The following is a 23,646-nucleotide window of genomic DNA, read 5'->3' as shown; positions in this document are numbered from 1 at the left end:
GCTTGGGCAGCCTCAGGGACACGGAGCGCAGGGCCGGCAGACCGGTGGGTACTTGCCACCGCCACCTCAGCCGCCTCGCCGCGGCGGCGGAAAGGGGCTGCTGATCGGGCTGATCATCGTGCTCGGCGCCCTCATGGTCGGCGGGCTGGCGACCGGCGGCTGGCTGCTCCTACGCGCGTCCAGCGACGAACCTCCCCAGGCCGCGACCACCTCCGCCACCCGGCGGAAGGCCGTCGCGTCCGCGACACCGACGGTCGCGGCGGTGAAACTGCGGGCGCTCACCGGCGACCAGCTCTGCGCCGCCGTCCCCGACGCGTACCGCAAAACTCTGGTCACCGATGGCAAGTACGGCGGAAACGACGCGTCCACCAGCGTGGCCACCGAGACCGAGAAGCGCGCGGCCTGCTCGTGGAACAACAGCAAGATGGACGTGGGCTCCGGCGTCCTCGGCTACCGCTCGTTGAAGATCTCCGTGGAGGCCCGCAGCAGCAAATCCCAGAACGCGCTCGACTACGCCAAGGACCAGTTCGACCGCGACAAGAAATCGTATGAGCGCCGCGTCAACGTCCGCGACGGCAAGCGGATCGACGGCAAAACCACCGGCTCCGCGTTCGGCCCGCTCAAGGAACTCACCTTCGGTGACGCGTCCTACAGCCAGAGCTCGATCGGCCGCAGCGGCCTCTTCACCACCGTGTACGTGCGGCAGGGCCCCTGGCTGATCGAGATCTCGTACGGCGGCGACAACCGGACCGGCGACAAATACCCCACCGGCGACTCGGTCCGCGAGGCCACGGGCAAGGTCGCTGAGCTCATCACCGCCGAGATGGCCAAGGACGCCGCCGCCGTGAAGCTCTCCGGCCCCTGCGCGATCCTCACCACCTCCGACATCAAGTCGGCTTTCTTCCCCACCGTCGAGGGCCCGTCCGTCGGCGGCAACTCCGGCGGCATCCAGCAGACCAGTTGCACCTGGAAGATCAGCGAGGTCGTCAAACACAGCCCCGGCCAGGAGTTCACCGCCCGTGGCGGCACGCTGGTCATCCACCTGACCAACTGGGGCAAGGACGGCTTCGGCTCGAAGTTCCAGTTCGACCGGGCCGCCAAGAAGTTCGACCGCTACAACGCCAAGGGCGGCGTCGGCGACGCCAACATCCACACCGACTACGAGGTCCGCCAGAACATCTCCGGCCTCGGGGAGAAGGCGTTCGCCGTGGTGTCCTCCACGTACCGGCCGAACCGCCCCGAGGAAGGCACCACCCACGAGGTCCTGGTCGAGGTCCTCCTCGGCGACCGCACGCTCGAATTCACCTACCGAGGTACGACCACCGGCGGCGGCATCGTGGGCAGTCCCGGCTACCTGGCCCCGGCCTTCGAGTCCTCCGTCGCGCAGTCAGCCCTCGTACGGCTGGCCAAGACCTTCGTCTCCGACCTCAAGTAGCTGTGACACGCTCGGACACCAGTACAGAGCACGGCGGGGGCTGGTGGTGCTCGTCATGGCTCTTCCAGCGCGTAGGCGACCGCCCGGGACAGCTCGAGCCGCGTGCCGTCCCGGAAAGCCGCCGTGAACGCCCGGGCCCCCAGCGCGCGGCGTGCCCGCTCGGCGCACTCCTGGTGCGATCTCGCGTGGAGGCGCTGCCGCATCGGAGAGCAGGCGACCGCCTCCCACAGGAGGTGGGCGGCGCCCAGCAGCCGGGCGGCGCGCTCGTGCCGGCCGCGTGCCCCGGCCGTCCAGGCCAGCACCTCCAGGCAGTTGGGCAGGCCCCACCGGTCGTCGGCGGCGCCCCAGAACGCGGCCACCTCCCGCATGCTGGCCTCGGCCTGCTGCCAGTCGCCCTGCTCCCAGCGGGCCATGCCGACCCCGTACAGTGCGTACGCGCGGAAGAGGGCCGCGTTGCGCTTCTCACACAACATCACGAGTTCCTCGCCGTACTCGGCGGCCCGGTCCGGGCTCATCGTGGCGGCGAAGATGGCGGCGAGGTACAGGGTGACCCCCACGGCGTGGACGTCGCCTCTCGCCCAGTGCAGGTCGCGGGCCTCCTCCAGGAGCGCGAGCCCACCCTCGGCGTCGCCCTCGCACAACTTCGCGACGCCGGAGAGCTGGACGGCGAACCCGAGCGCCGCCTCGTCGTTCAGCTGCCGCGCGAGCGCCAAGCACTCGCGCGCGTAGGCTGCCGCCACCGGATCGCCCTGGTAGTAGGCGAGCAGCCCGTCGGCCCACAGGCCCATCGCCCGGCTGACGCTCGGTCCGGGCACGAGCGCGAGGCCGCGTGTCAGCCAATAGCGGCCTTCGCCGAGAGCGCCGGCGACGAGCCAGTTGGCCCACAGCTTGGCGGCGATCTCCAAACCGGCGGGGGCGTCGTCGGGCCGGCCGAAGCAGAGGTCGAGGGCGACGCGCACGTTGGGAAGCTCCAGCTCCAGCGCCCGCATGCGATCGATCTGGTCCGGGTCCGCCCGGTCCACGCGCACTCGCTCCGCCTGCCGGCGATAGTGGCCGATGTAGCGCTCGCGCAGCGCCTCCGCGTCCAGTGAGGACAGCTGTTCGCGGCCGTACGCGCGGATGGTCTCCAGCATGCGGTAGCGGACTCTGGTGCCGTGCTGCTCGCCGCCCAGGATGGACTTGTCCACGAGCCCCATCATCAGATCCAGCACGTCCTCGCGTGCCAGACCCTGCCCTGGACAGACGGCTTCGGCGGTCTCCAGCTCCACGCCGCCCGCGAACATCGACAGCCGCTCCCACAGCCGTTGCTCGCCGGACGAGCACAGCCCGAAGCTCCATTCCATGGTCGCCCACAGTGTCTGGTGGCGGGCGAGCCTGCCGGAGTCGGCCTCGGCCGCCACTTTCAGGCGCTCGTCGAGCTCGTCCACGAGGTCTTCCACCGATGTCGTCCGCAGCCGTACCGCCGCCAGCTCGATGGCCAGCGGAATCCCGTCCAGGCGGCGGGCCAGCCGGGCGACCGCCTGGGCATTGGCCGCGTTGACGAGGAAGCCCGGCCGGATGGTCGCCGCCCGCTCCGCGAAGAGGCGCACGGCGTCCCGCCGGGCGATGTCGCGGGTACTGTCGCCGGGCTGCGGGATCGGCAATGACGGCACCGGCAGCACCTGCTCGCCGTACACCCCGAGTGACTGGCGGCTGGTGGCCAGGATCTGCAGCCGCGAGGTGCCGCGCAGGAGCTGGTGCACCAGCCGGGCGCACGCGCCGAGCAGGTGCTCGCAGTTGTCCAGCACCAGCAGCAGCTGTTTGTCCGCCAGATGCTCTGTCAGCAGGGCCACGAGGTCCGGTGTGCGGTCATGGATCCCCAACGAGGCGGCCACGGCCGGGGCCAGCAGGTCCTCGTCGTCGATGGTGGCCAGCTCCACCAGCCGGACCCCGTCCCGGTAGCGCTGCGGCAGGAGCTCGCTGACACGTCGCGCCAGCCGGGTCTTGCCGACCCCGCCCGCGCCGGTCAGGGTCAGCAGGCGCGTCTTGGCCAGGATCCGCCTGACCTGGGAGATCTCGTGCCGTCGTCCGACGAAACCGGTGGCGTCGGTCTGCTGCCAGTCCCCCGCCGGCTGTTGGACGTTCCGGATCGTGTCTTTCACGGGCATGCTCACTCGCCGCCGGCAGGTCCCTCGCCGGCGGGGCGGGCGCGCTCTGCGACCCAGCCGGCGATCTGTGCCCTGGAGGTGAAGCCGAGTTTCTGCAGGATGTGCTCGGCGTGGCTTTCCGCGGTGCGCTGGGCGATCACCAGTGCCGCCGCGATCTCCTTGTTCCGCATTCCCTTGGCGATGAGCTGGGCGATCTCCACCTCCCGTGGGGTGAGCGGCGCGTACGGGTCGTCCTCATCGGATCGGCTGCGAGGCGGCGCCTCCTCCATGAGGGCGTAAGCGAGCGCCTGGTCAGGGGAGCGCCTGGCGCCCCTCTTGACGGCGGCCTGGAAGGCCTGTTCGCGAAGGCCGCGACGGGTACGGTCCTCGCATTCGTCGTGGTATCGGATGAGGTGCCCGAATCCCAGTAGTGGCGCGCCGATCGCCTCCCAGACGTTGCGCACGATGCCCAGCAGTTCGCCGGCTCGCGCGTACTCACCCTGTGAGGCAGCGATCCAGGCCAGCACCTCGATATCGACCCCTACGCCGACCGAGTCGCCCAGCGTGTGGAAGACGCGCAGGCTCTCCTGCTCCAAGGCGGTCGCGCGCCGCGTGTCGCCCTGGCGCCAGAGCTCGATGCCGAGCGCCGTCATGGTGTACGCCCTGTGCCAGCTCTCGCCATGAGCGTCGCAGATGGCGATGCCCTCCTCGGCGGCGGCGACTGCGCGTTCCGAGTCGCCGAGGAACGAGTGCGCGAGGCAGAGCCAGGTCTGCGCCTGGACTTCGCCCGCGGGATCTCCGCCGGCGCGATGGTGGTTCACCGCCTCCTCGAAGGAGCTGATGGCCGTTGCGGTGTCTCCCTCCTGCATGGCGACCATTCCGGAGTAGAGCGCGACGTAGCCGAGCACCGGTTCCAGCCCCAGTTGCTCGCCGAGCGTCCTGCTCTTGGCCAGCAGCCCGATGGCCGAGGCCGGATCGCCCTGGAAGATGGCGAGCGAGCCGCATGCCCACAACGCCCGGGCCCTGACCTCGGAGCGGCCGGCGGCGTGCGCGAGTCCCTGTTCGAGCCAGGTGCGTCCTTCGCCCAGGTGGCTGCTGGTGATCCAGTGGTCGAGCAGGTCGCTCGCCATGTCGATGCAGAGCCCGGCGCGCTCGGCCTGGCAGTACTCCAGGGCGGTGCGCAGGTTGGGATGCTCGGCGCGCAGCCGGTTCAGCAGCTCGACCTGCGCCGGGCCGAACAGCTTCGCCTGCGCCTCACGTGAGAGCTGCCGGTAGTAGTCGCGATACCGGCGTTTCAGCTCCTGCTCCTGCCCGGAGGCGACGAGGCACTCGCGCCCGTACTGCCGGATCGTGTCCAGCAGCCGGTACCGCACTCCGCACGGATGGTCCTCCCGGATCAGGATGGACTTCTCCACCAGGCCGATGACCAGATCGATGATCTCGTCACGGGGGATGCCGTCCCCACCGCAGACCGCTTCGGCCGCCTCCAGGTCCAAGCTGCCGGTGAACACCGAGAGGCTTGCCCACAGCTGGCGCTCGTTCTCGGTGCAGAGCCCGTGACTCCAGTCGATCAGGGCGCGGAGCGTCCGGTGGCGGGGCGCGATGTTCGGCCCCGCCCTGAGGAGCCCGAAGAGATCGTCCAGCCGGTCGAGCAGCTGGTGAATCGAGAGCACGCGCAGTCGCACGGCGGCGAGCTCGATGCCGAGCGGCACACCGTCCAGGCGGCGGCAGATCTGCTCGATCGCGTCCCGGTTCTCGTCCGTGATGGTGAAACCAGGCAGCACGGCCGCGGCCCGCTCGGCGAAGAGCCGTACCGCGTCGGGCATGGGGGACGGCGTGTCGTGCTGGGACTCGCTGCTCGGCAGCGGCAACGTCGGCACGGGGAACGCCTGCTCGCCGACGACTCCCAGCGGCTGCCGGCTGGTGGCCAGGATGCGAAGCTTCGGGGCGGAGCACAGCAGCGTCTGGGCCATCATGGTGCACTCGTCGAGGAGGTGCTCGCAATTGTCCAAGACGACCAGCGCCCGCCGCTCGCGCAAGTGCTCGCTGAGCACCTGGACGGGCGGCCGGGCCGAGTGCTCCTGGATCTTCAACGCGGCGATCATGGCCTGGGGCAGCAGCGCCGGGTCGTCCAGTTCGGCGAGTTCGACCAGCCAGACCCCGTCTGGGAAGGCCCGTCGCAGGTCGGCGGCGACGCGCAGGGCAAGCCGGGTCTTGCCGACGCCTCCTGGCCCCGTCAGGGTCACCAATCGGGCGTCGGCCAGCAGGCGCTTGACTTCCGCTACTTCGTGCTTACGCCCGATGAAGCTGGTTACCTCAGCGGGCAGCCCGCCGGCGTACGTCTGCGCCGCGGTGTGCAACGTGGCAGTGGTCATTCATGCCTCGCATCGGCCCTGAGCGAGTAGGTCACCATATGCCGACAACAGCCTATGTATCCAACATATGCTCATGGCGGGTGCTGCCCTCCGGACAATATGCCTGGTCATCGGGCATATCGGGGACCCGTACCGAATCATTGGCAAGCCATGGCGACATCGGTCCCCGCGCATTGGACAAGTTTTGCTATGCGGCGGCGGCCACGATGCGGCGGACGATCTCCCGGGCCACCGGCTCCGTCAGAGCCGACGTGGTCACGCGCGTACGGCCGCCGCCCGCTTCGAACGTGCTCGACCCGTCCGCCCCGACGGCCACCCGGCCCTCTGGGGTGACCGCGAACAGGTCAGGCACCAGCATGGCCAGCACCGCGATCGGGTCGTGCGGGTTGTTCCACTCCTTGTTCCAGAACCGCCACCACTGCTCGATCTCCGCCTTCAAGGCCTCCCCCAGCGCCCCCGCCTTCGCGATGGCGGCCACGTCCGCGGCGTCCATCCGGACCGTGGTGGTGATCTCCAGCCCGGTGACCGTGATCGGCGCTCCGGAGCCGAAGACGATGGCCGCCGCCTCCGGGTCGCACTTCAGGTTGTGCTCCGGTTCGGGGCCGTCGAAGCGGCCGCCCATGATCCAGAGGTGCCGAACGTCCCGGGAGAAGGACGGGGAGGCCGTGATCGCGTTGGCGATGTTGGTGAGGGGCCCCACCGCCACCACGTCCACCTGGCCGGGCGCGCGGCTCACCTGGTCCACCAGGTACGCCACCGCGTCCCCGTGATCCAGCTGCTCGGTCTCCAGGTCGGCGAAGAGGCGGCCTTCGTGCCCCGCCCACCAGACGGGCCGGTCCGTCAGGGTCTTGCCGGCGCCGGGGACGACGGTCAGTGACCGGTCCGCGAGGCGTGCCAGCCGCTTGGCCAGGCGCGCCCGCAGCTGCGTGTCGCCGTAGACGGTCGTGCAGCCGAGCAGGTCGGCCTCCGGCGAGCCGAGCAGCACGGCGAGCGCCAGCGCGTCGTCGACGTCGGTGCCGATGTCGGTGTCGAAGATGACGCGCATGGTCGAAGTATTCATCGCGGCCCCTTTCGAAAGGAAGTCACTTGAGGCATGCCATGCATCTGCCGCACCGGCAAGACCTCGGCGCCCCTTGACCGTCCCCGCGAAGCCGTCTACATATATATTCAATCTCCAATATCCATTCGCTCCTCGAGAGGTGAATGTGAAGGCCACGATCACCGCGCTCGTCGCGACGGCGCTCGCCTTGTCCCCCATCACCCCGGCCGCGGCTTCCCCGGAATCGGAGGTCCGGTTCTCGGTGCCGGGCCAGGCGAGGGGGACCTGCGCCGACGCGCCGTTGCAGATCACCTTCCCCGAGCCTCCCGTGCTCGGCTCGTCCGGCGCGATCGAGGTGCGCCGTGCCGACGGGGCGCTGGTCGATCGCGTCGAGGCCGCCGCCGCCAAGGCCGACAAGAAGAACATCGGCGCCGCGGTCTCGGACGGGGGGCTGCCGCACGACTTCTCGTACGAATCGATCATGATCGACGGCAACACGGCCAGCGTCTACCTGCACCGGCAGCTCGAGTACGGACAGGAGTACTACGTCACCGTCGAGCCCGGCGTGTTCGCGGGGTTCGACGGAGTGCGGGAGCCCGGGAAGTGGGAGTTCAGGACCCGCAAGCGGGGCGCTCACGGCCGGCACCTGACGGTTTCCGGGACCGGGACCGGCGACTTCTGCACCGTGCAGGGCGCCGTCGACGCCGTTCCCAAAGGCAACCGGGAGCCCGTGACCATCGACGTGCGGCCCGGCGTCTACACCGAGATCGTCTACGTGCGCGAGGACCGCCCGCACATCACCGTCCGCGGCGCCGGCGCGGGGTGGACCGTGATCCGGTACGCCAACAACGACCTGCGCAACGGCGACAAGGCGTTGAGCAACGGCGGGCCGGCCGATGTGTGCCCGCGCCGCGTGCTGGAGAACTCGGACCTGCACAACTGCTGGCGGGCGATGTTCGGGGTGGACGCGGCCGACTTCCGCATCCAGGACCTCACGCTGCACAACACGACACCCGACGGCGGCTCGCAGGCCGAGGCGTTCAGGGGCAACAACGAGCGGATCACGCTCGAGCGCGTGGACCTGCGCAGCCACCAGGACACCCTGCGCCTTCAGGGCAAGGGCTTCGTCACCCGCAGCCGGATCAGCGGCGACACCGACTTCGTGTGGGGCACCGGCACGGTGTTCATCCAGGACTCGGTGCTGGAGTCCACGGACGCCGGTTACATCTCGCAGAGCCGCAACGACGAGACCCGCCCGGGAGCGGTGTTCGTCCGCACCAGGCTGACCCGGGCCCCCGGCGTGCCCGACGGCTCGGTGACGCTGAGCCGCAGCGCCGTGTGGCGGTTCACGCACAGCCAGGCGGTCTTCATCGACACCAGGATGGACGGCCACATCGCCCCCGTGGGCTGGGTGATCGACCCGAACGACTGCGCGCAGGCGCAGAGTCTTTCCTTCTGGGAGTACGGCAGCACCGACCTGACCACCGGTCGCGCGATCGACACCTCGCAGCGGCTGGCCTGCTCACGCCAGATGACGGCGGCCGAGGCGAAGCAGTGGAGCGATCCCTCGTTCGTCCTGGGCGGATGGGATCCCGAGCCGGGGCGCCGTTGAGGTCATGGAACATCACTGAAGGGAATGAGATGGACAGGTCAGCGAGCAGGCGCACCGTTCTGGGCGGGGTGCTGGGCGGCATCGGCGCGGCGGCCGTCGCGGGTTCGACGGCGGGTCCCGCGGCGGCGGCGACCGGCCCCGCCGAAGGCGCCCACGGCGGCAAGGGGACGCCGCGGCCGGTGGCGCCGGTCAACCAGGAGGTCGCGGCCAGGTTCGGCCCCGAGTACAAGACCCTGCCCGCCGCCGTGGCGGGCGTGGACATCGAGCCGCTGATCGGCATCGGCTCCGCCGCCGACATCGCCGCCAAGCGCAAGGCCATGACCGACTACATCTGGAAGGGCGCGGGACGGCCGAAGACGCTGCCCACGGTCGAGACCGGCGTGAGCGCGCCCGACTTCGCCTCCCTGACCGGGGTACGCAGGATCGACCGCCTGACGGTCCCCCTGCGTCACCAGGTGTCCGCCAAGGTGTACGACATCGTCCCGCACCGCGCCTGGAACAGGCGCCTGGCGCTCTACCACAACGGCCACGGCGAGCCGTTCGACACCATGCTCCGCACCGTCCAGCCCCTGCTCGACCGCGGCTACCGCGTGATGGCGTACGCGATGCCGTTCCAGCACTGGAACCAGCAGCAGATCGCCGACCCCAAGGACCCGGCCAAGCTCCTGCCCAACCCCTCCCACCGCGAGCTGCCGCCCTGGGAGAGCGCCGAGTTCTCGACGCTGACCTTCTTCCTGGAGCCGCTCACGGTCACGCTCAACTACGCGCAGGCCACGTACCAGCCCAAGAGCGTGGAGATGATCGGCCTGTCGGGCGGCGGCTGGACGACGACGGTGTTCTCGGCGCTCGACCCGCGCGTCACCCGCAGCTACCCCACGGCGGGGTCGCTGCCGTTCTTCCTGCGTCCCGCCTCTCCCAAGCCGCGCCCCACGACCGGCGACTTCGAGCAGACCAAGGACGCGCTGCCCGGCTTCTACGCCGCGACCTCCGACGACTTCCTCGACATGTACGTGCTGGCCTCCGTCGGCGCGGGACGGGGGCAGTTGCAGATACTCAACCGGTTCGACGAGTGCTGCTTCAACGGGGTCGGGCACCGCGTCTACCAGGCTCCCGTGCGCGACCGGGTCGCGCTGCTGGCCGGCGGGCGGCCCGAGCAGGGGCGGTGGGACCTGCTGGAGGACGCGACGCACGACGACCACACCATCTCGCCGTACGCGCTGTCCGTCATCCTCTGGGATCTTGACACCACAAATGTCACAACATAATATCGGAATATAGATGCAGCTTTGAATGAATATTCGCAGCGGAGGCCGTCCATGCCGGGCAGGACCTTTTCCAAGAACGCGGCGGACGATCAATTCGCCATCGTGCACGCGCTGCTTTCGCCGAGCCTCGACATTCGCGGGCCGGTCGACGCGCATTTCGGCGGGTCGAAACCGCGGGCCTTCGCGGGGCCTCAGGCCGGGCCATGACGAAGGCGTCCCATGCGCCTGGCCCATCGTCATGCGAGCGTCGCCGCGCGCTAGCAAAATGGGACTCAGCAGTGGGCCGGGCTCGCCACCGGACCAGCACAAGCGGCGGAGCCGAAGCGGAGGCCAGCGATCGTGGGAGCTGAAAGTCAGTTCGAGAAGGGCCGCTCCGGCGGCGAGCCCCTGAGGTTCAGCGGTCGCCGGCTCGGCCAGGAGTCGGAGCGCATGCGGCTCCTGGTGCGGGTCGCCCGGCTCTACCACGAGCACGGGGTGCGCCAGCCGCAGATCGCCGCGCAGCTGCGCATCTCGCAGCCTCGGGTGTCGCGGCTGCTCAAGGAGGCCGCGGAGATCGGCATCGTACGCACGGTGGTCGTGGTGCCCAGCGGCGTGCACGCGCTGCTGGAGGAGGACCTCGAGCGCAAGTACGGCGTCGAGCAGATCATCATCGTGGACGCCGCCGGCGACAACCACGACGTGGTGGCCGCGCTCGGCTCGGCAGGGGCGACGTACCTGGACGCCACCCTGATCGGCGGCGAGCACCTCGGCATCTCCTCCTGGAGCGCCAGCCTGCTGGCCACGGTGGAGGCCATGCAGCGCCGGCCGGTACGGGTGGCGGACGAGGTCGTCCAGCTCATCGGCGGCGTGGGCAAGGGGTCCGCGCAGGTCCAGGCCACCCGCCTGGCCGCCCACCTGGCCGACCTCACCGGCGCCGAGCCCGTCTTCCTGCCCGCACCCGGCCTCGTCGGCTCGGCGATGGCCCGGCAGGCGCTCTCGGACGACCAGGTGGTGCGCCAGGTGGTCGACGCCTGGTCGCGGCTGACCACCGTGCTGGTGGGGATCGGGAGCCTGGATCCGTCACCGTTGCTGCGCGACAGCGGCAACGCCATCACGGAGGAGGACTTCGAGACGCTGCGGGGGCTGGGGGCGGTGGGCGACGTGTGCCTGCGCTTCTTCGACGCCGACGGGCGGCTGGTCGACTCTCCTCTGGAGGAGCGCATCCTGGGGATCCCGGCCGCCGACCTGCTCCGGGTGCCCCGGCGGATCGCCATCGCGGGGGGACGGCGCAAGACCGCGGCGATCCGGGCGGCGCTTCGAGGGGGTTGGGTGAACACGCTCATCACGGATGTGGGCGTGGCGGAGCAACTCCTCAAGGACTGACCTCACCGGCGGACCGCCGGCCCGCCGACCCGCCCCCGGACGCGGACACCGGGGGCGTCTCCGGCATGCCACAACGTCGAGCCCCGATGCGGCGTCCGCTGGGCATCCACCGGCGTTTACCGGATCATCTGGCTGCGTCGGAAAGCGCTCTTGACAGTCACAACGGTGTCGTTCACGATGTGATGAATCCACTCCATTCATGGCTGAATAAAAATTCTCACCTAGCGACAGCGTGGTCCGGAGTCGTGCCGAAGGACGGCACAGCCCTGTCTATTCGGGCGGAAAGAGAGCGTTTCGCATGACCGAGGCCCTTGGCTTCGATCGCCAGCAATCAGAATTCAGTCGCCGGGATTTCGTGCGCTCCGCGGCGCTGGTCACCCCCGCCGTGGCGTGGGGCAGCGTGCCCGGCGCCGCCGTGGCCGCCGCCGCCACCCAGAGCCCCACGGCCACGTCGGCGAAGGGCGTGCCCGCCTTCCCCGGGGCAGAGGGCGCCGGGATGTACACCACCGGCGGCCGCGGCGGCGCCGTTTACGAGGTGACCAATCTCGACGACTCCGGTCCCGGGTCGTTGCGGGAGGCGGTGGCGAAGTCCGACGGGACGGTGGTCTTCCGGGTCTCCGGGAACATCCGGATCAAGGGCGGCCTCGACATCACCGGCTCCAACCTGACCATCGCCGGTCAGACCGCCCCCGGCCACGGCATCTGCGTCACCGGCAACGAGACGAAGATCAGGGGCAACAACATCATCATCCGCTACCTGCGCTTCCGCGGCGGCGACGAGCTGGGCACTGGCATCGACACGTTCGGCGCCCGGGGCGTGCGGGACGTCATCATCGACCACTGCTCCTTCAGCTGGGGCGTGGACGAGTGCTTCTCCGTCTACGGCAACACGAACGTGACCGTCCAGTGGTGCATCATCTCCGAGGGCCTGACCAACTCGGTGCACGACAAGGGACGCCACGGCATGGGCGGCCTGTGGGGCGGCGACAACATCACGTACCACCACAACCTGCTGGTCCACCAGAACGCCCGCAACCCCCGGTTCAGCTTCACCGAAGGCATGAACATGGTGGTCGACCACCGCAACAACGTGATCTACAACCACGGGATCACGTCGTGCTACGGCGGTGAGTGGTCGAACGGCGTCAACCTGGTGGGCAACTACTACAAGCCGGGCCCCAACACGCTGCCCGCGATCGCCCGGGAGATCGTGGCGCCGGGCCGGTTCGGGCAGTGGCACGTCAGCGGCAACGTGATCGAGGGCCACCCCGACGTGACCGCCGACAACACGCGTGGCATCACCTACCCGGTCGGCGGCATCACGCTGCTGCCCAGGCCCGTGGAGTTCGAGAACAGCATCACCGCGCAGACGCCCGCCGAGGCGTACACGACCGTGCTCGACCAGGTCGGCGCGATATTACCCCGACGGGACGCCGTCGACGCCCGGCTGATCAACGAGGTGCGCACCGGCACCGGCCGGCACATCAACTCCCAGAAAGACGTGGGCGGCTTCGTGCCGCTGCCCTCCGACCTGGCGCCGGCCGACAGCGACCACGACGGCATGCCGGACGACTGGGAGCGCGCGCAGGGGCTGAACCCCGAGAGCGCCGACGACCGCAACGCCGTGGACGCGAGCGGCTACACCAACCTCGAGCGGTACCTGAACTCCATCCAGCGGACCGGCAGCCGCAACCCCGAGGTCGCGATCACGCAGCCCACCACGGACCAGGTGTTCAGGGCCGGCCAGAACGTGACCGTGCAGGCGCGCGCGAAGGCCCTCGACCAGGCCTCCATCGCCAAGGTCGAGTTCTTCCACAGCGACCAGAAGATCGGCGAGGCCACCTCGGCGCCGTACGAGGTGACCTGGGCGGGCGTGGCGGACGGGTCCTACTACCTGACCGCCAGGGCCACCGACAGCACCGGGTCCATGACGGCCTCGTCACTGGTGCCGATCCACGTCAACCAGGCCGGCGGCACCGCCCCCTGGAAGGCCCAGGACATCGGCGAGGTGCCCATTCCCGGGCACACCGTGGTCCAGGACGGCACGATCACCGTGAAGGGCTCGGGGAAGATCGCCGATTGGAAGGACTCCTTCCACTTCGCCTACCAGGCCGTCGGGTTCAGCAAGCGCGGCGAGGTCATCGAGATCAGCGCCAGGATCGACGAGATCAGCAGGGAGCACGTCGAGGCCGTCGCCGGTCTCATGGTGCGCCAGGATCTCGCACCGAACTCGCCGTTCATGCTGGCCGCACTCGGCTGGTCGGAGGACGGCAAGCGCGCCAAGGCCATCAGGGTCGCCGGCCAGGGCAAGCAGGCCAGCGTCGGGCTCTATCCGGCCGTCGCGGACAAGCCCCTCGACAAGGGCAAGCCGTACTGGCTCCGCCTGGTCTGCCGCAGTCTGACCGGCGGCGACAACGAGTTCGAGGCCTTCATCTCCACGGACACGCTGAGCTGGACGCGCATCGGCTACGAGCGCATCGCGATGCGGACCGGCCGGTTCTACATCGGCCTCGCGGTCGACGGGAACCAGGAGGCGAACGCCGTCCACGCCTACACCGCGGCCACATTCAGCCAGGTGAAGGTCAATCGTTAGAACGGGAGCACGCCAATGACACACCAACCGTTGACGAGGAGGAACCTGCTCCGCGGCGGAGGCCTTCTCCTGCTGACGACCGCCACCGGATGCAGCTTCTTCGACACCAGCCCTGACACGGGCGGCGCCGCGCAGGCGGCGGACCTGTCGGCCAAGGAGGCGCCGGCGCTGGCGCAGCTGGTCAAGAGCGGCAAGCTGCCGCCGCTCGAGCAGCGCCTGCCGAAGAACCCCCTCGTCGTCACGCCGCTGAAGGAAGCGGGCAAGTACGGCGGCACGTGGGCCTCGGCCATCGTCGGCGAGGACGACCTCGAGTGGCTGACCAGCACCCTCGGGTACGAGCCCGTGGTCAGGCTCAAGCCCGGCACGAACGGCCAGAAGGGCCTGGACGACATCGTGGCCAACGTGGCCGAGTTCGAGGTCAAGGACGACGGCCGGGAGTACGTCTTCCGCCTGCGCGAGGGCCTCAAGTGGTCGGACGGCCAGCCGTGCACCGCCGACGACCTGATGTTCGCCTTCGAGGACGTGGCGACCTACCACGACCTGCACACCACCGGCATCTACGACCTCTTCCTGGAGAACGGGAGCACCACCGAGCGGGTGAAGGTCGAGAAGGTGGACGAGCGGACCGTCCGGTACGTCTACAAGGAGCCCAAGGCGGGCTTCCTGTTCCAGATCGCCGTGGCGACGTTCGAGCGGCCGGGCGCGACCGGGTTCCTGCTGCCCAAGCACTACCTCAAGCAGTTCCACAAGAAGTACAACCCGGACGTCGACCAGCTGGCGAAGGAGGCGCAGCTCGAGGACTGGACGCAGCTGTTCATGCTGAAGCAGGACCCGTGGCACAACGCCGACCAGCCCACGCTGCACGCCTGGAAGGTGAGCAACCCGGTCGGCAAGGGCACCGCGCTGGTGGCCGAGCGCAACCCGTACTACTGGAAGGTCGACCAGCAGGGGCGCCAGCTCCCCTACTTCGACCGGTTCAGGGCGGAGCTCCTCGGTGACGTCCAGGTCGAGCTGCTGAAGATCATGAACGGCGAGCTCGGCATGCAGCTGCGCAACTTCAACACGCCGGAGAACAAGCCGCTGGTCGCCCAGAACGCCGCGAAGGGCAAATACCGGCTGTTCGACGTGCCGAGCCGGCTGAGCAACACGATGATCATCCAGTTCAACCAGACGATCGCGGACGAGAAGCTGCGTGAGCTGTTCAGGAACAAGGACTTCCGGATCGGGCTGTCGTACGCGATCAACCGCAAGGAGATCATCGACGGCGTGTACGCCGGCCAGGGCGAGCCGTGGCAGGCCGCGCCGTCCAAGCGCAACGTGGTCTACAACGAGCAGTTCGCCAAGCAGTACACCGAGTACGACGTCGCCAAGGCCAACGAATTCCTGGACAAGGCCGGGCTGACCAAGAAGGACGCCGACGGCAAGCGCCTGGGTCCCGACGGCAAGCCGCTGGTCGTCACGGTCATGGCCAGCACCGAGTTCCCGCACCACACCCAGGCGCTGGAGTTCGTGAAGAAGGGCTGGGAGGCGGTCGGGGTCGGGCTCCGGGTGGACCCGGTGGCGGACACGCTGTTCACCGAGCGCACGATGGCGAACCAGCCGCAGGCCTCGTCGTACACGTGCAGCGACTTCGACATCATCACGGGCACCGGCGGCGACCACTACTACGTGCCGAGCAACTCCGGCAGCGCGCGCTACGCCATCCGCTGGGCGCAGTGGTACGGCAGCAAGGGCAAGTCCGGCGACGAGCCGCCCAAGGAGGTCAAGGAGCAGCTCGAGGCGTTCACCAAGATGCGCACCGAGTACGACTCCACCAAGGCGATCGAGTCCGCCAAGAAGGTCGTGGAGATCGCGGCGCAGCAGTTCTACGCGATCGGCATCAGCACGTACCCGGACGAGTACGGCATCGTGTCGAACAGCTTCAAGAACGTGCCCGACTCGATGGCCTCCGCCCCCGTGACCCCCGGGCCGACCCAGCCCGAGCAGTACTCCCTCTGAGGGGCCGACGTGCTGGGCTACTTCGGCCGCCGCCTGGTGTACGTGGTGGTGACGCTCTGGGCGATCTCGATCGTCACGTTCGTCATCATCAACCTGCCGCCGGGCGACTACGTCTCGACGCTCGTCGCGAACGCGCAGGCGGGCGGCGAGGGCATCACCCCGGCGGAGATCGCCAACCTCAGGCACCGCTACGGCCTGGACGAGCCGCTCCTGGTGCAGTACTGGAGCTGGATCACGGCGATCGTCTTCCACGGCGATTTTGGTCAATCGTTTGCCTGGAATCAGGCGGTCTCCACGCTCATCGGCGAGCGGGTCGCCCTGTCGGCGATGCTGTCGATCAGCTCGCTGCTCATGGTCTGGGCGATCGCGTTCCCGATCGGCATCTACAGCGCGGTCAAGCAGTACTCGTGGGGCGACTACACGGCGAGCTTCTTCGGGTTCATCGGCATGGCGGTCCCGGAGTTCATGCTGGCCCTGGTCCTCATGTACGTGGGCTTCCGCTTCTTCGGCCAGAGCGTGGGCGGCCTGTTCTCACCCGAGTTCCAGGACGCCGCCTGGAACCTGGGCAAGATGCTCGACCTGCTTGGCCACCTGTGGGTGCCGATCGTGGTGATCGGCGTGTCGGGCACCGCGGGCATGATCCGGGTCACCCGGGCGAACCTGCTGGACGAGCTCTACCGCCCGTACGTGCACACGGCCAGGGCCAAGGGTCTGCCGGAGTGGAAGCTGCTGCTGAAGTACCCGGTGCGGATGTCGCTCAGCCCGTTCTTCAGCACGGTCGGCTGGCTGCTGCCCGGGCTGATCGGCGGGGAGACGATCGTGTCGGTGGTCATGAGCCTGCCGACCGGCGGCCCGCTGCTGCTCAACGGCGTCATGAACCAGGACATGTACCTGGTCGGCAGCTTCATCATGATCCTCAGCACGCTGACCGTGATCGGAACCGTGGTGAGCGACCTGGCGCTGGCGTGGTGGGACCCGCGAATCCGCAAACGGTACAAGAGAGAGTAGCGCCACATGTTCCTCAGGCGACCTTCCAAGGAAGTGGGAACGCTGCCGCAGTGGCGGCTGATGTGGCGGCAGTTCCGCAGGCACCGGCTCGCGCTGGCCGGCATGGCCATCCTGGTGCCGGTGTACTTCGGGGCGATCTTCGCGGAGTTCTTCGCGCCGATGTCCAGCTCGACCGCGAACACGTCGATGACGTACGCGCCGCCGCAGCCGCTGCGCTACTCCGGCGACCTGGGCCTCTACGTGCGCGGCTACCGGACCGAGCGCGACCCCAAGACGTACGAGCAGCGCTACACCGAGGACCCGGGCAAGCGGATCGACGTCGGGCTGTTCGTGCACGGCGACGAGTACAAGCTGCTCGGCCTGATCCCGTCGGACATCCACCTGATCGGCCCGGTCACCAAGGGCGAGCCGGTCTTCCTGCTCGGCGCCGACCAGAACGGGCGCGACCTGCTGTCCAGGCTCATCCACGGGGCCCGGGTGTCGCTGTCGATCGGGCTGGTGGGCGTCGCGGCGAGCTTCTTACTCGGCATGCTCATAGGCGGCATATCCGGATATTTCGGGGGCGGCGTGGACAACGCCGTGCAACGGGTGATCGAGTTCCTCATCGCGATCCCGACGCTCCCGCTCTGGATGGCGCTCTCGGCCGCGCTCCCGACCGACTGGGGGCCGCTGACCAGGTATTTCGCGATCACGGTGATCCTGTCGCTGATCGGGTGGACCGGGCTGGCGAGGGACGTGCGCGGGCGGTTCCTGTCGCTGCGCGAGGAGGACTTCGTCATGGCCGCGCGGCTGGACGGCGTGAGCCGGTTGTCGATCATCTTCCGGCACATGATCCCGTCGTTCGCCAGCCACATCATCGCGTCGTTGTCGCTGGCCATCCCGGGCATGATCCTCGGCGAGACGAGCCTGAGCTTCCTCGGGCTCGGCCTGCAGGCGCCCGCGGTGAGCTGGGGCGTGCTGCTGGAGGGCGCCCAGAACGTCCGCGTGGTCGCGAACGCGCCCTGGCTGCTGGCGCCGGGCGTCGCGGTGGTCATCGTCGTGGTGGCCATGAACTTCTTCGGTGACGGTCTGCGTGACGCCGCCGATCCTTACGGAGGGAGCCGGCGTGGCCGCAGACGACGTGCTGCTTGAGATCGAGGACCTGCGTACCCACTTCCTGCTGGACGACGGCGTGGTGTGCGCGGTGGACGGCGTGGACCTGCGGGTGCGCAAGGGCGAGACGCTGGCCATCGTCGGCGAGTCCGGCTGCGGGAAGAGCGTCATGGCGCGCTCGATCCTGCGCCTGGTGGACCCGCCTGGCCACATCGAGGGCGGGCGGATCACGCTGCACCGCGAGGGCGGTCCCGTCGAGCTGGTCGGCGCGGACCGCAGGCTGCTGCGGCAGATCAGGTGGCGGGACATCGCGATGGTGTTCCAGGAGCCGATGGCGTCGCTGAGCCTGGTGCACACGATCGGCAGCCAGATCGTGGAGGCGGTCCGGCTGCACGAGAACGTCGGCAAGGCCGCCGCCCGGCAGCGCGCGATCGAGATGCTCGACCGGGTCGGCATCCCCAAGCCGGAGCGGCGGGTGGACGCCTACCCGTTCGAGCTGAGCGGCGGGATGCGGCAGCGGGCGATGATCGCGATGGCGCTGTCGTGCCGGCCGAGCCTGCTCATCGCCGACGAGCCGACGACCGCGCTGGACGTGACCACCCAGGCGCAGATCCTGGAGCTGCTGCGGGACCTGCAGGCGGAGTTCGGCATGGCGATCATGCTGATCACCCACGACCTGGGAGTGGCCGCGCAGGTGGCCGACCGCATGGCGGTCATGTACCTGGGCCGGGTCGTCGAGTACGGGGCCGCCGAACAGGTGCTGGCCGAGCCGCGGCACCCGTACTCGCGGGCGCTGCTGCGCTCGATGCCCCGGCTCGGGCGGGCCTCGCGCACCAGGCTGACGGCGATCAAGGGCATGGTGCCGCCGCCGTTCGACCGCCCGGACGGGTGCACGTTCCACCCGCGCTGTGACGCCGTGCTGGCCGGGAAGTGCGACACGGTGCCGCCGCGCCGGGTTCCGGTAGGCGACCGCGAGGTCTCCTGCCTGCTCTACGAGGAGGAAGCGTGAGCACCGAACCTCTCCTCAGCATCGAGGGGCTGACCAAGCACTTCCCGATCCGCAGCGGGCTGCTGGGCCGACAGGTGGGTGCGGTGAAGGCCGTGGACCAGGTGGACCTGACCATCGCGGCGGGCAGCACGCTCGGCCTGGTCGGGGAGTCCGGCTGCGGCAAGACCACGCTCGGCCGCTGCATCGTGCGGGCGCACGACCCGACCGGCGGGCGCATGCTCTACCGGCAGCCGGACGGCTCGGTGATCGACGTCGCGGGGCTGAAGGAGAAGGAGCTCAAGCCGTACCGGGCGCAGGTACGGATGATCTTCCAGGACCCGCACTCCTCGCTCAACCCGCGCAAGACCCTGCGCGAGATCATCGGCGAGCCGATGCGGGCGCACAAGTACGGCACCAAGGAGGAGATCGACGCGCGGGTCGGCGAGCTGCTCGACCGGGTGGGCCTGCGCCCCGAGTACGCCAACCGCTACCCGCACGCCTTCAGCGGCGGCGAGCGCCAGCGGGTCGGGATCGCGCGGGCGCTGGCCCTGTCGCCCCGGCTGGTGGTGGCCGACGAGGCGGTGAGCGCGCTGGACGTGTCGGTCCGCGCCCAGATCCTCAACCTGCTGATGGACCTGCAGGAGGAGTCGGGCCTGGCCTACCTGTTCGTCAGCCACGACCTGGGCATCATCGAGCACGTCGCGGACGTCGTCGCGGTCATGTACCTGGGCAAGGTCGTCGAGCAGGGCCCCACCGAGGAGCTGTACGCCCGGCCGCGGCACCCGTACACCGAGGCGCTGCTGTCGGCGGTGCCCGACCCCGATCCGGCGGCCAAGCGGCACCGGGAGCGGATCAAGCTGCTGGGCGACATCGCCGACCCGGCGCACGTGCCGCCGGGGTGCCCGTTCCATCCGCGCTGCGTGTACGCCAAGGACACCTGCCGTACGGACCCGCCGCCGCTGCGCGAGGTCGGGGGCCGCCGGGTGGCCTGCCATTTCGCGGAGGAGCTGGAGCTGCGCGGCGTGCCCGACCCCGACGTGCGGGAGATGAGCGCATGAGCGAGCGAGCAATCAACACAGCCGATCCGCGCTTCGACGGCATCGTGCGCCCTTCGGCGGTCCTGCCGGGTGCGCGCGAGGCGCTGCTGCCCGCGCCGCACGGGCCGGACAACCACGCGGCCAACCTGCTGCGCACGAGCGACGGCGGCCTGCTGTGCACCTGGTTCAGCGGCCCCGAGGAGGGCCATCCCGGCACGAACGTCGTGCTGTCACGGCTGGCCGGCGACCGCTGGGAGCGGCCCCGGGTCGTCGCCGCCGACCCGGGGCGCAGCGAGCAGAACCCCGTGCTGTTCGAGGCGGACGGGCTGGTCTGGCTGCTGCACACCTCCAGCGAGCCGTACGACCAGACCACCGCGCACGTCGTGGCGAGGACCTCCGCGGACGCGGGACGTACGTGGAGCGAGCCGCGCGTGCTCTTCGCCGAGCCCGGCACCTTCGTCCGGCACCCGCCGCTGATCCTGGACGGCGGCGCCTGGCTGCTGCCCGCCTACCACTGCGGGAAGTCCGGCGACCGCAGCGTCGTCAAGGTCAGCGCGGACGGCGGGCGCACGTGGGACGAGCACGAGGTCCCCGGCAGCGGCGACGTGGTGCAGATGACCATCGCGCGGCGGCCTGACGGCGGGCTGCTCGCGCTGTTCAGGGACCGGAGGGCGGGCCGCATCCACGCCTCGACCTCGTCCGACGGCCGGACCTGGTCCGCTCCCGAGCGGACCAGCCTGCCCAACAACGACTCCTCCGTCCAGCTCACGAGGGTGGATGGACGGCTCGCGCTCGTCTACAACGACGCGAGCCTGGAGCGCGACCAGTTCAGATGGGTGAGCAAGAACGGGCAACTCCGCAAGAAAGCGGTGCGCACCCCGCTGGTCCTCGCGGTGTCGGAGGACGGCGGCGCCTGCTGGCCGTACCGGCAGGTGCTGCAGGACACCGACCCCGAGTACTGGCAGAACGAGCTCGGCTACTCCTATCCGAGCGTCGTCGACGGCGGCGGCGGACGCCTGCACGTCGCCTTTTCCTACCTGCGCAAAACCATCAAATATCTGGAGATTGGCCAGCCATGAAATTCCGGCAGAGCATTTTATACGGGGCGCTGGCGGCAGCCGTGGCCGTCCCGTCGTACTTCACCGACGACGACGGCGGCGGCCAGGTGCAGGTGGAGCCCACCGGCTCCTACGCCTGCCGCCAGGACGTGGCCGCCCCCGACCCGAACGTCCCCAAGGTGCACGCCGCCGCGATCGCGCAGGCGCCGACGGGCGACATCGTGACCGTCTACTACGGCGGCACCTCCGAGGGCGCGTCCAACCAGGCGCTCTACCTGTCGCGCCTGGCGGTGGGCAAGCGGACCTGGTCCACACCCGAGGTGGTGTTCGACGAGCCGGGCAAGGCCGACGGCAACCCCGTGCTGTGGTCGGACGGCAAGCGCCTGTACCTGTTCTTCGTGACGATCGAGGGGCGCGGCTGGGCACAGGCCCCGATCAGGCTGATCACCTCGGACGACGGCGGCCACACCTGGAGCGACCCGGCCTACATCCGCAGGGAGTGGGGGTGGATGGTCGGCACCAACCCGATCCGCATGTCGAACGGCGAGGTGCTGGTGCCGATCTACGACGAGGCCGGGTCCAGCTCGGGCTTCTACGTGTTCAGCCAGGACATGAGCTCGTGGAAGGCGTACCCGGAGGAGCACACGAGCTGGATCCGCACGCCGAAGAGCTCGATCCAGCCGACGGTGGTGGAGGTCGAGCCGGGCAAGTTGGTCGCGTACATGCGCACCGGGGACGGCGCCATCTACAAGAGCCAGTCCACCGACTTCGCCCGCACGTGGAGCGCTCCCGTGGCCGAGCCCATCGGCAACCCGAACTCCCGGATCGCCGCGCTCAAGCTGGACAACGGCAAGCTGGTGCTGGCCTACAACCCCTGGGTCGAGCACCGCTCCCCCATGCGGGTGTCGCTCTCTCCGGACAAGGGCCGGACCTGGGAGAACTCGGTCGACGTGGAGGCCCAGTCGGGGCCGCAGTTCACCTACCCGGTGATGACGCAGAGCAGCGACGGCTTCATCCACATGGTCTATTCCTACAACCGCAACAACATCCGGCACGTCGTCTTCAACGAGCAGTATCTCCGCGACGCCGTGGGCCTGCTGTCGAACTGGCCCCAGCACACGATCACCGAGTTCAAGAACGGCGTGCGCCGCAACGTCGTGCCCAGGTGCAGCTACACGCCTTCCAAGGGGGAGTCTGAATGAACATGAAGGCCCGTGGGCTCGCGCTGCTCGCGCTCGCTCTGACCGTCACCACCGCCCCGGTCTCCGCCCCTGCCAACTCCTGGGCCTCGGCCGCGGCCTGCAAGGACGTGCCGAACAAGTACAACAAGCCGTTCAGCGTCTGCGACGACGAGCTGTTCGTCTTCGCGGCCAACTACAAGCCGTTCGAGGCCACCGCCGATGAGAACCGGCAGGCGAGCAAGGTCTTCGACGAGGTCATCGGCAACAAGCTGCGCGCCGCGTTCCCCAACGTCAAGATCAAGTACGCGACGTGGGACTACCCGGTCCGCTACGAGGACCTGAAGAAGGCCGGCGTCACGCCCGACATCGTCATCGACGACCCGCGTACCCGCATCGACCGCGACCTCGAGCCGCTGGGCTGGGTCGGCGACCTCACCCCGTCGCTGCAGCAGGCCGGCATCGACCTCGGCAAGCTGAACCAGGCGGCCGTCGAGCTGGTCAAGTCCCGCTCCGACGGCGGCATCTACGGCGTGCCGCTCTTCATCGACGAGCACGTGCTGCTCTACAACAAGAAGATCTTCGACAAGTTCCGGGTGCCCCACCCCAAGGCCGGCATGACGTACGACGAGGCGTACCGGCTGGCCAAGAGGCTGACCCGCGACGACGGGCTCGACCACTACAAGGGCTACATGCAGCACCCCGACCAGTACCTCGAGTTCAACCAGCTCGGGCTCTACCCGTTCCTGCCGACCACGAGCGAGCAGCCCAAGCCCGAGGACGTCAAGGTGAGCATCACCGGTGACGGGTGGAAGCAGCAGGTGGAGAGCCTGTACCGGTTCCTGATGATCCCACGCAACGAGTTCACCACCGTGAACGACTTCTTCAAGGGTGACATGGCCAAGCCGGGCCACCTGGCCATGGCCGTGGACACGCTGTCGCGGCTGAACATGTACGCGGGCCGCGAGCTGTTCATCGAGGACGGGGACGAGGAGCAGTTCAAGGAGGACGCGAAGAGCGTCTCCATCGGCGTCTCCACGGTGCCGGTGCTGCAGTCGGGCTCCAAGGCGGTCTACCAGCCGAACAGCCGGGCCGCGTTCATCCCGCCGGCGGCGGCGCACAAGGACCAGGCGCTGCAGGTCGTGAAGTGGCTGGTGTCGGAGGAGGCCCAGACGGAGCTGTCGAAGCAGGGCGTCAAGGCCGTCCTGCAGACCGACGCCGTCGTGTCGAACTTCGGCAAGAGCGTGCCCGAGCTGGCGAACCTCGACACCTCGGCCGTCTACTGGGGCGAGAACGCCACGGTGAAGAACTACCAGAACACCGAGTACTGGGACCTGCCCCTGTGGCAGGTCTTCCGCCAGCACGTCCTGCGCGACGGCATGACGCCCGAGCAGTCGCTGACCGTGACCGAGCAGGAGGGCATCCCCGCCTACATCAAGGCTCAGGCCGCCGCCGGGAAGGACTGGTGACCCTTTGACCA

The 23,646-nt window shown here is 69.3% G+C and carries 17 protein-coding genes; 14 read left to right on the top strand and 3 right to left on the bottom strand.

All coding sequences use genetic code 11. From position 1 onward, the window contains the following. The first annotated feature begins 52 nt into the window (after positions 1 to 52). A complete protein-coding gene (locus ACIBVN_RS03100; RefSeq protein WP_397132062.1) occupies positions 53 to 1,435 on the top strand; it encodes a hypothetical protein in 1,383 nt (460 codons plus the stop codon). Between the two features lie 53 nt (positions 1,436 to 1,488). Here the strand turns inward: ACIBVN_RS03100 and ACIBVN_RS03095 are convergent, their stop codons facing one another. The 3 genes from ACIBVN_RS03095 to ACIBVN_RS03085 all read right to left on the bottom strand — a co-directional run bounded on the left by ACIBVN_RS03095 (position 1,489) and on the right by ACIBVN_RS03085 (position 6,996). Further along, entirely contained in the window at positions 1,489 to 3,576 is a 2,088-nt protein-coding gene (locus ACIBVN_RS03095; protein WP_397132060.1) for an ATP-binding protein, read from the bottom strand. Between the two features lie 8 nt (positions 3,577 to 3,584). After that, on the bottom strand, positions 3,585 to 5,936 hold the full coding sequence (locus ACIBVN_RS03090) for an ATP-binding protein (protein ID WP_397132058.1): 2,352 nt from the start codon (positions 5,934 to 5,936) through the stop codon (positions 3,585 to 3,587). Positions 5,937 to 6,123: 187 nt separating this feature from the next. Further along, on the bottom strand, positions 6,124 to 6,996 hold the full coding sequence (locus ACIBVN_RS03085) for a nucleoside hydrolase (RefSeq protein ID WP_397132056.1): 873 nt from the start codon (positions 6,994 to 6,996) through the stop codon (positions 6,124 to 6,126). Positions 6,997 to 7,141: 145 nt separating this feature from the next. On the opposite strand from ACIBVN_RS03085, the gene ACIBVN_RS03080 reads away from it, so the two are divergent. From ACIBVN_RS03080 to ACIBVN_RS03020, 13 genes are all read left to right on the top strand, one after another. Beyond that, positions 7,142 to 8,587, top strand: a complete 1,446-nt coding sequence (locus tag ACIBVN_RS03080; RefSeq protein ID WP_397132054.1) for a pectinesterase family protein — start codon at positions 7,142 to 7,144, stop codon at positions 8,585 to 8,587. A gap of 29 nt (positions 8,588 to 8,616) precedes the next feature. Beyond that, positions 8,617 to 9,852 (top strand): hypothetical protein, encoded by a 1,236-nt coding sequence (locus tag ACIBVN_RS03075; protein WP_397132052.1) that lies wholly within the window; start codon positions 8,617 to 8,619, stop codon positions 9,850 to 9,852. Between the two features lie 51 nt (positions 9,853 to 9,903). Beyond that, on the top strand, positions 9,904 to 10,059 hold the full coding sequence (locus ACIBVN_RS03070) for a hypothetical protein (protein ID WP_397132050.1): 156 nt from the start codon (positions 9,904 to 9,906) through the stop codon (positions 10,057 to 10,059). 132 nt (positions 10,060 to 10,191) lie between these two features. Then, complete coding sequence (locus ACIBVN_RS03065; protein WP_397132048.1) at positions 10,192 to 11,214, top strand: sugar-binding transcriptional regulator; 1,023 nt, start codon at positions 10,192 to 10,194, stop codon at positions 11,212 to 11,214. Between the two features lie 298 nt (positions 11,215 to 11,512). Further along, a complete protein-coding gene (locus tag ACIBVN_RS03060; protein WP_397132046.1) occupies positions 11,513 to 13,807 on the top strand; it encodes an Ig-like domain-containing protein in 2,295 nt (764 codons plus the stop codon). A 15-nt stretch (positions 13,808 to 13,822) separates the two neighbouring features. Next, entirely contained in the window at positions 13,823 to 15,805 is a 1,983-nt protein-coding gene (locus ACIBVN_RS03055) for an ABC transporter substrate-binding protein (protein WP_397132044.1), read from the top strand. A gap of 9 nt (positions 15,806 to 15,814) precedes the next feature. Next, complete coding sequence (locus tag ACIBVN_RS03050) at positions 15,815 to 16,813, top strand: ABC transporter permease (protein ID WP_397132042.1); 999 nt, start codon at positions 15,815 to 15,817, stop codon at positions 16,811 to 16,813. Positions 16,814 to 16,819: 6 nt separating this feature from the next. Then, on the top strand, positions 16,820 to 17,944 hold the full coding sequence (locus tag ACIBVN_RS03045) for an ABC transporter permease (RefSeq protein WP_397132040.1): 1,125 nt from the start codon (positions 16,820 to 16,822) through the stop codon (positions 17,942 to 17,944). Further along, positions 17,919 to 18,914, top strand: a complete 996-nt coding sequence (locus tag ACIBVN_RS03040) for an ABC transporter ATP-binding protein (protein ID WP_397132038.1) — start codon at positions 17,919 to 17,921, stop codon at positions 18,912 to 18,914. The genes ACIBVN_RS03045 and ACIBVN_RS03040 overlap by 26 nt, the downstream gene beginning before the upstream one ends. Then, positions 18,911 to 19,951 (top strand): ABC transporter ATP-binding protein, encoded by a 1,041-nt coding sequence (locus tag ACIBVN_RS03035; protein ID WP_397132036.1) that lies wholly within the window; start codon positions 18,911 to 18,913, stop codon positions 19,949 to 19,951. The genes ACIBVN_RS03040 and ACIBVN_RS03035 overlap by 4 nt, the downstream gene beginning before the upstream one ends. Then, positions 19,948 to 21,009: an exo-alpha-sialidase gene (locus ACIBVN_RS03030; RefSeq protein ID WP_397132034.1), complete on the top strand. Its 1,062-nt coding sequence runs from the start codon at positions 19,948 to 19,950 to the stop codon at positions 21,007 to 21,009. The genes ACIBVN_RS03035 and ACIBVN_RS03030 overlap by 4 nt, the downstream gene beginning before the upstream one ends. Beyond that, the gene (locus tag ACIBVN_RS03025; RefSeq protein WP_397132032.1) at positions 21,006 to 22,190 is read left to right on the top strand and encodes an exo-alpha-sialidase; all 1,185 of its coding nucleotides are present in this window, start codon (positions 21,006 to 21,008) and stop codon (positions 22,188 to 22,190) included. Before ACIBVN_RS03030 ends, ACIBVN_RS03025 begins: the two co-directional genes overlap by 4 nt. After that, a complete protein-coding gene (locus ACIBVN_RS03020) occupies positions 22,187 to 23,635 on the top strand; it encodes an ABC transporter substrate-binding protein (RefSeq protein WP_397132030.1) in 1,449 nt (482 codons plus the stop codon). Before ACIBVN_RS03025 ends, ACIBVN_RS03020 begins: the two co-directional genes overlap by 4 nt. Positions 23,636 to 23,646: the final 11 nt, after the last annotated feature.

Origin of the sequence: Nonomuraea sp. NPDC049400 (assembly GCF_044466425.1) — a bacterium.
Classification (GTDB): domain Bacteria; phylum Actinomycetota; class Actinomycetes; order Streptosporangiales; family Streptosporangiaceae; genus Nonomuraea.
Note: the sequence above shows the minus strand (reverse complement) of the source record. Positions and strands in the feature narration are given on the sequence as shown.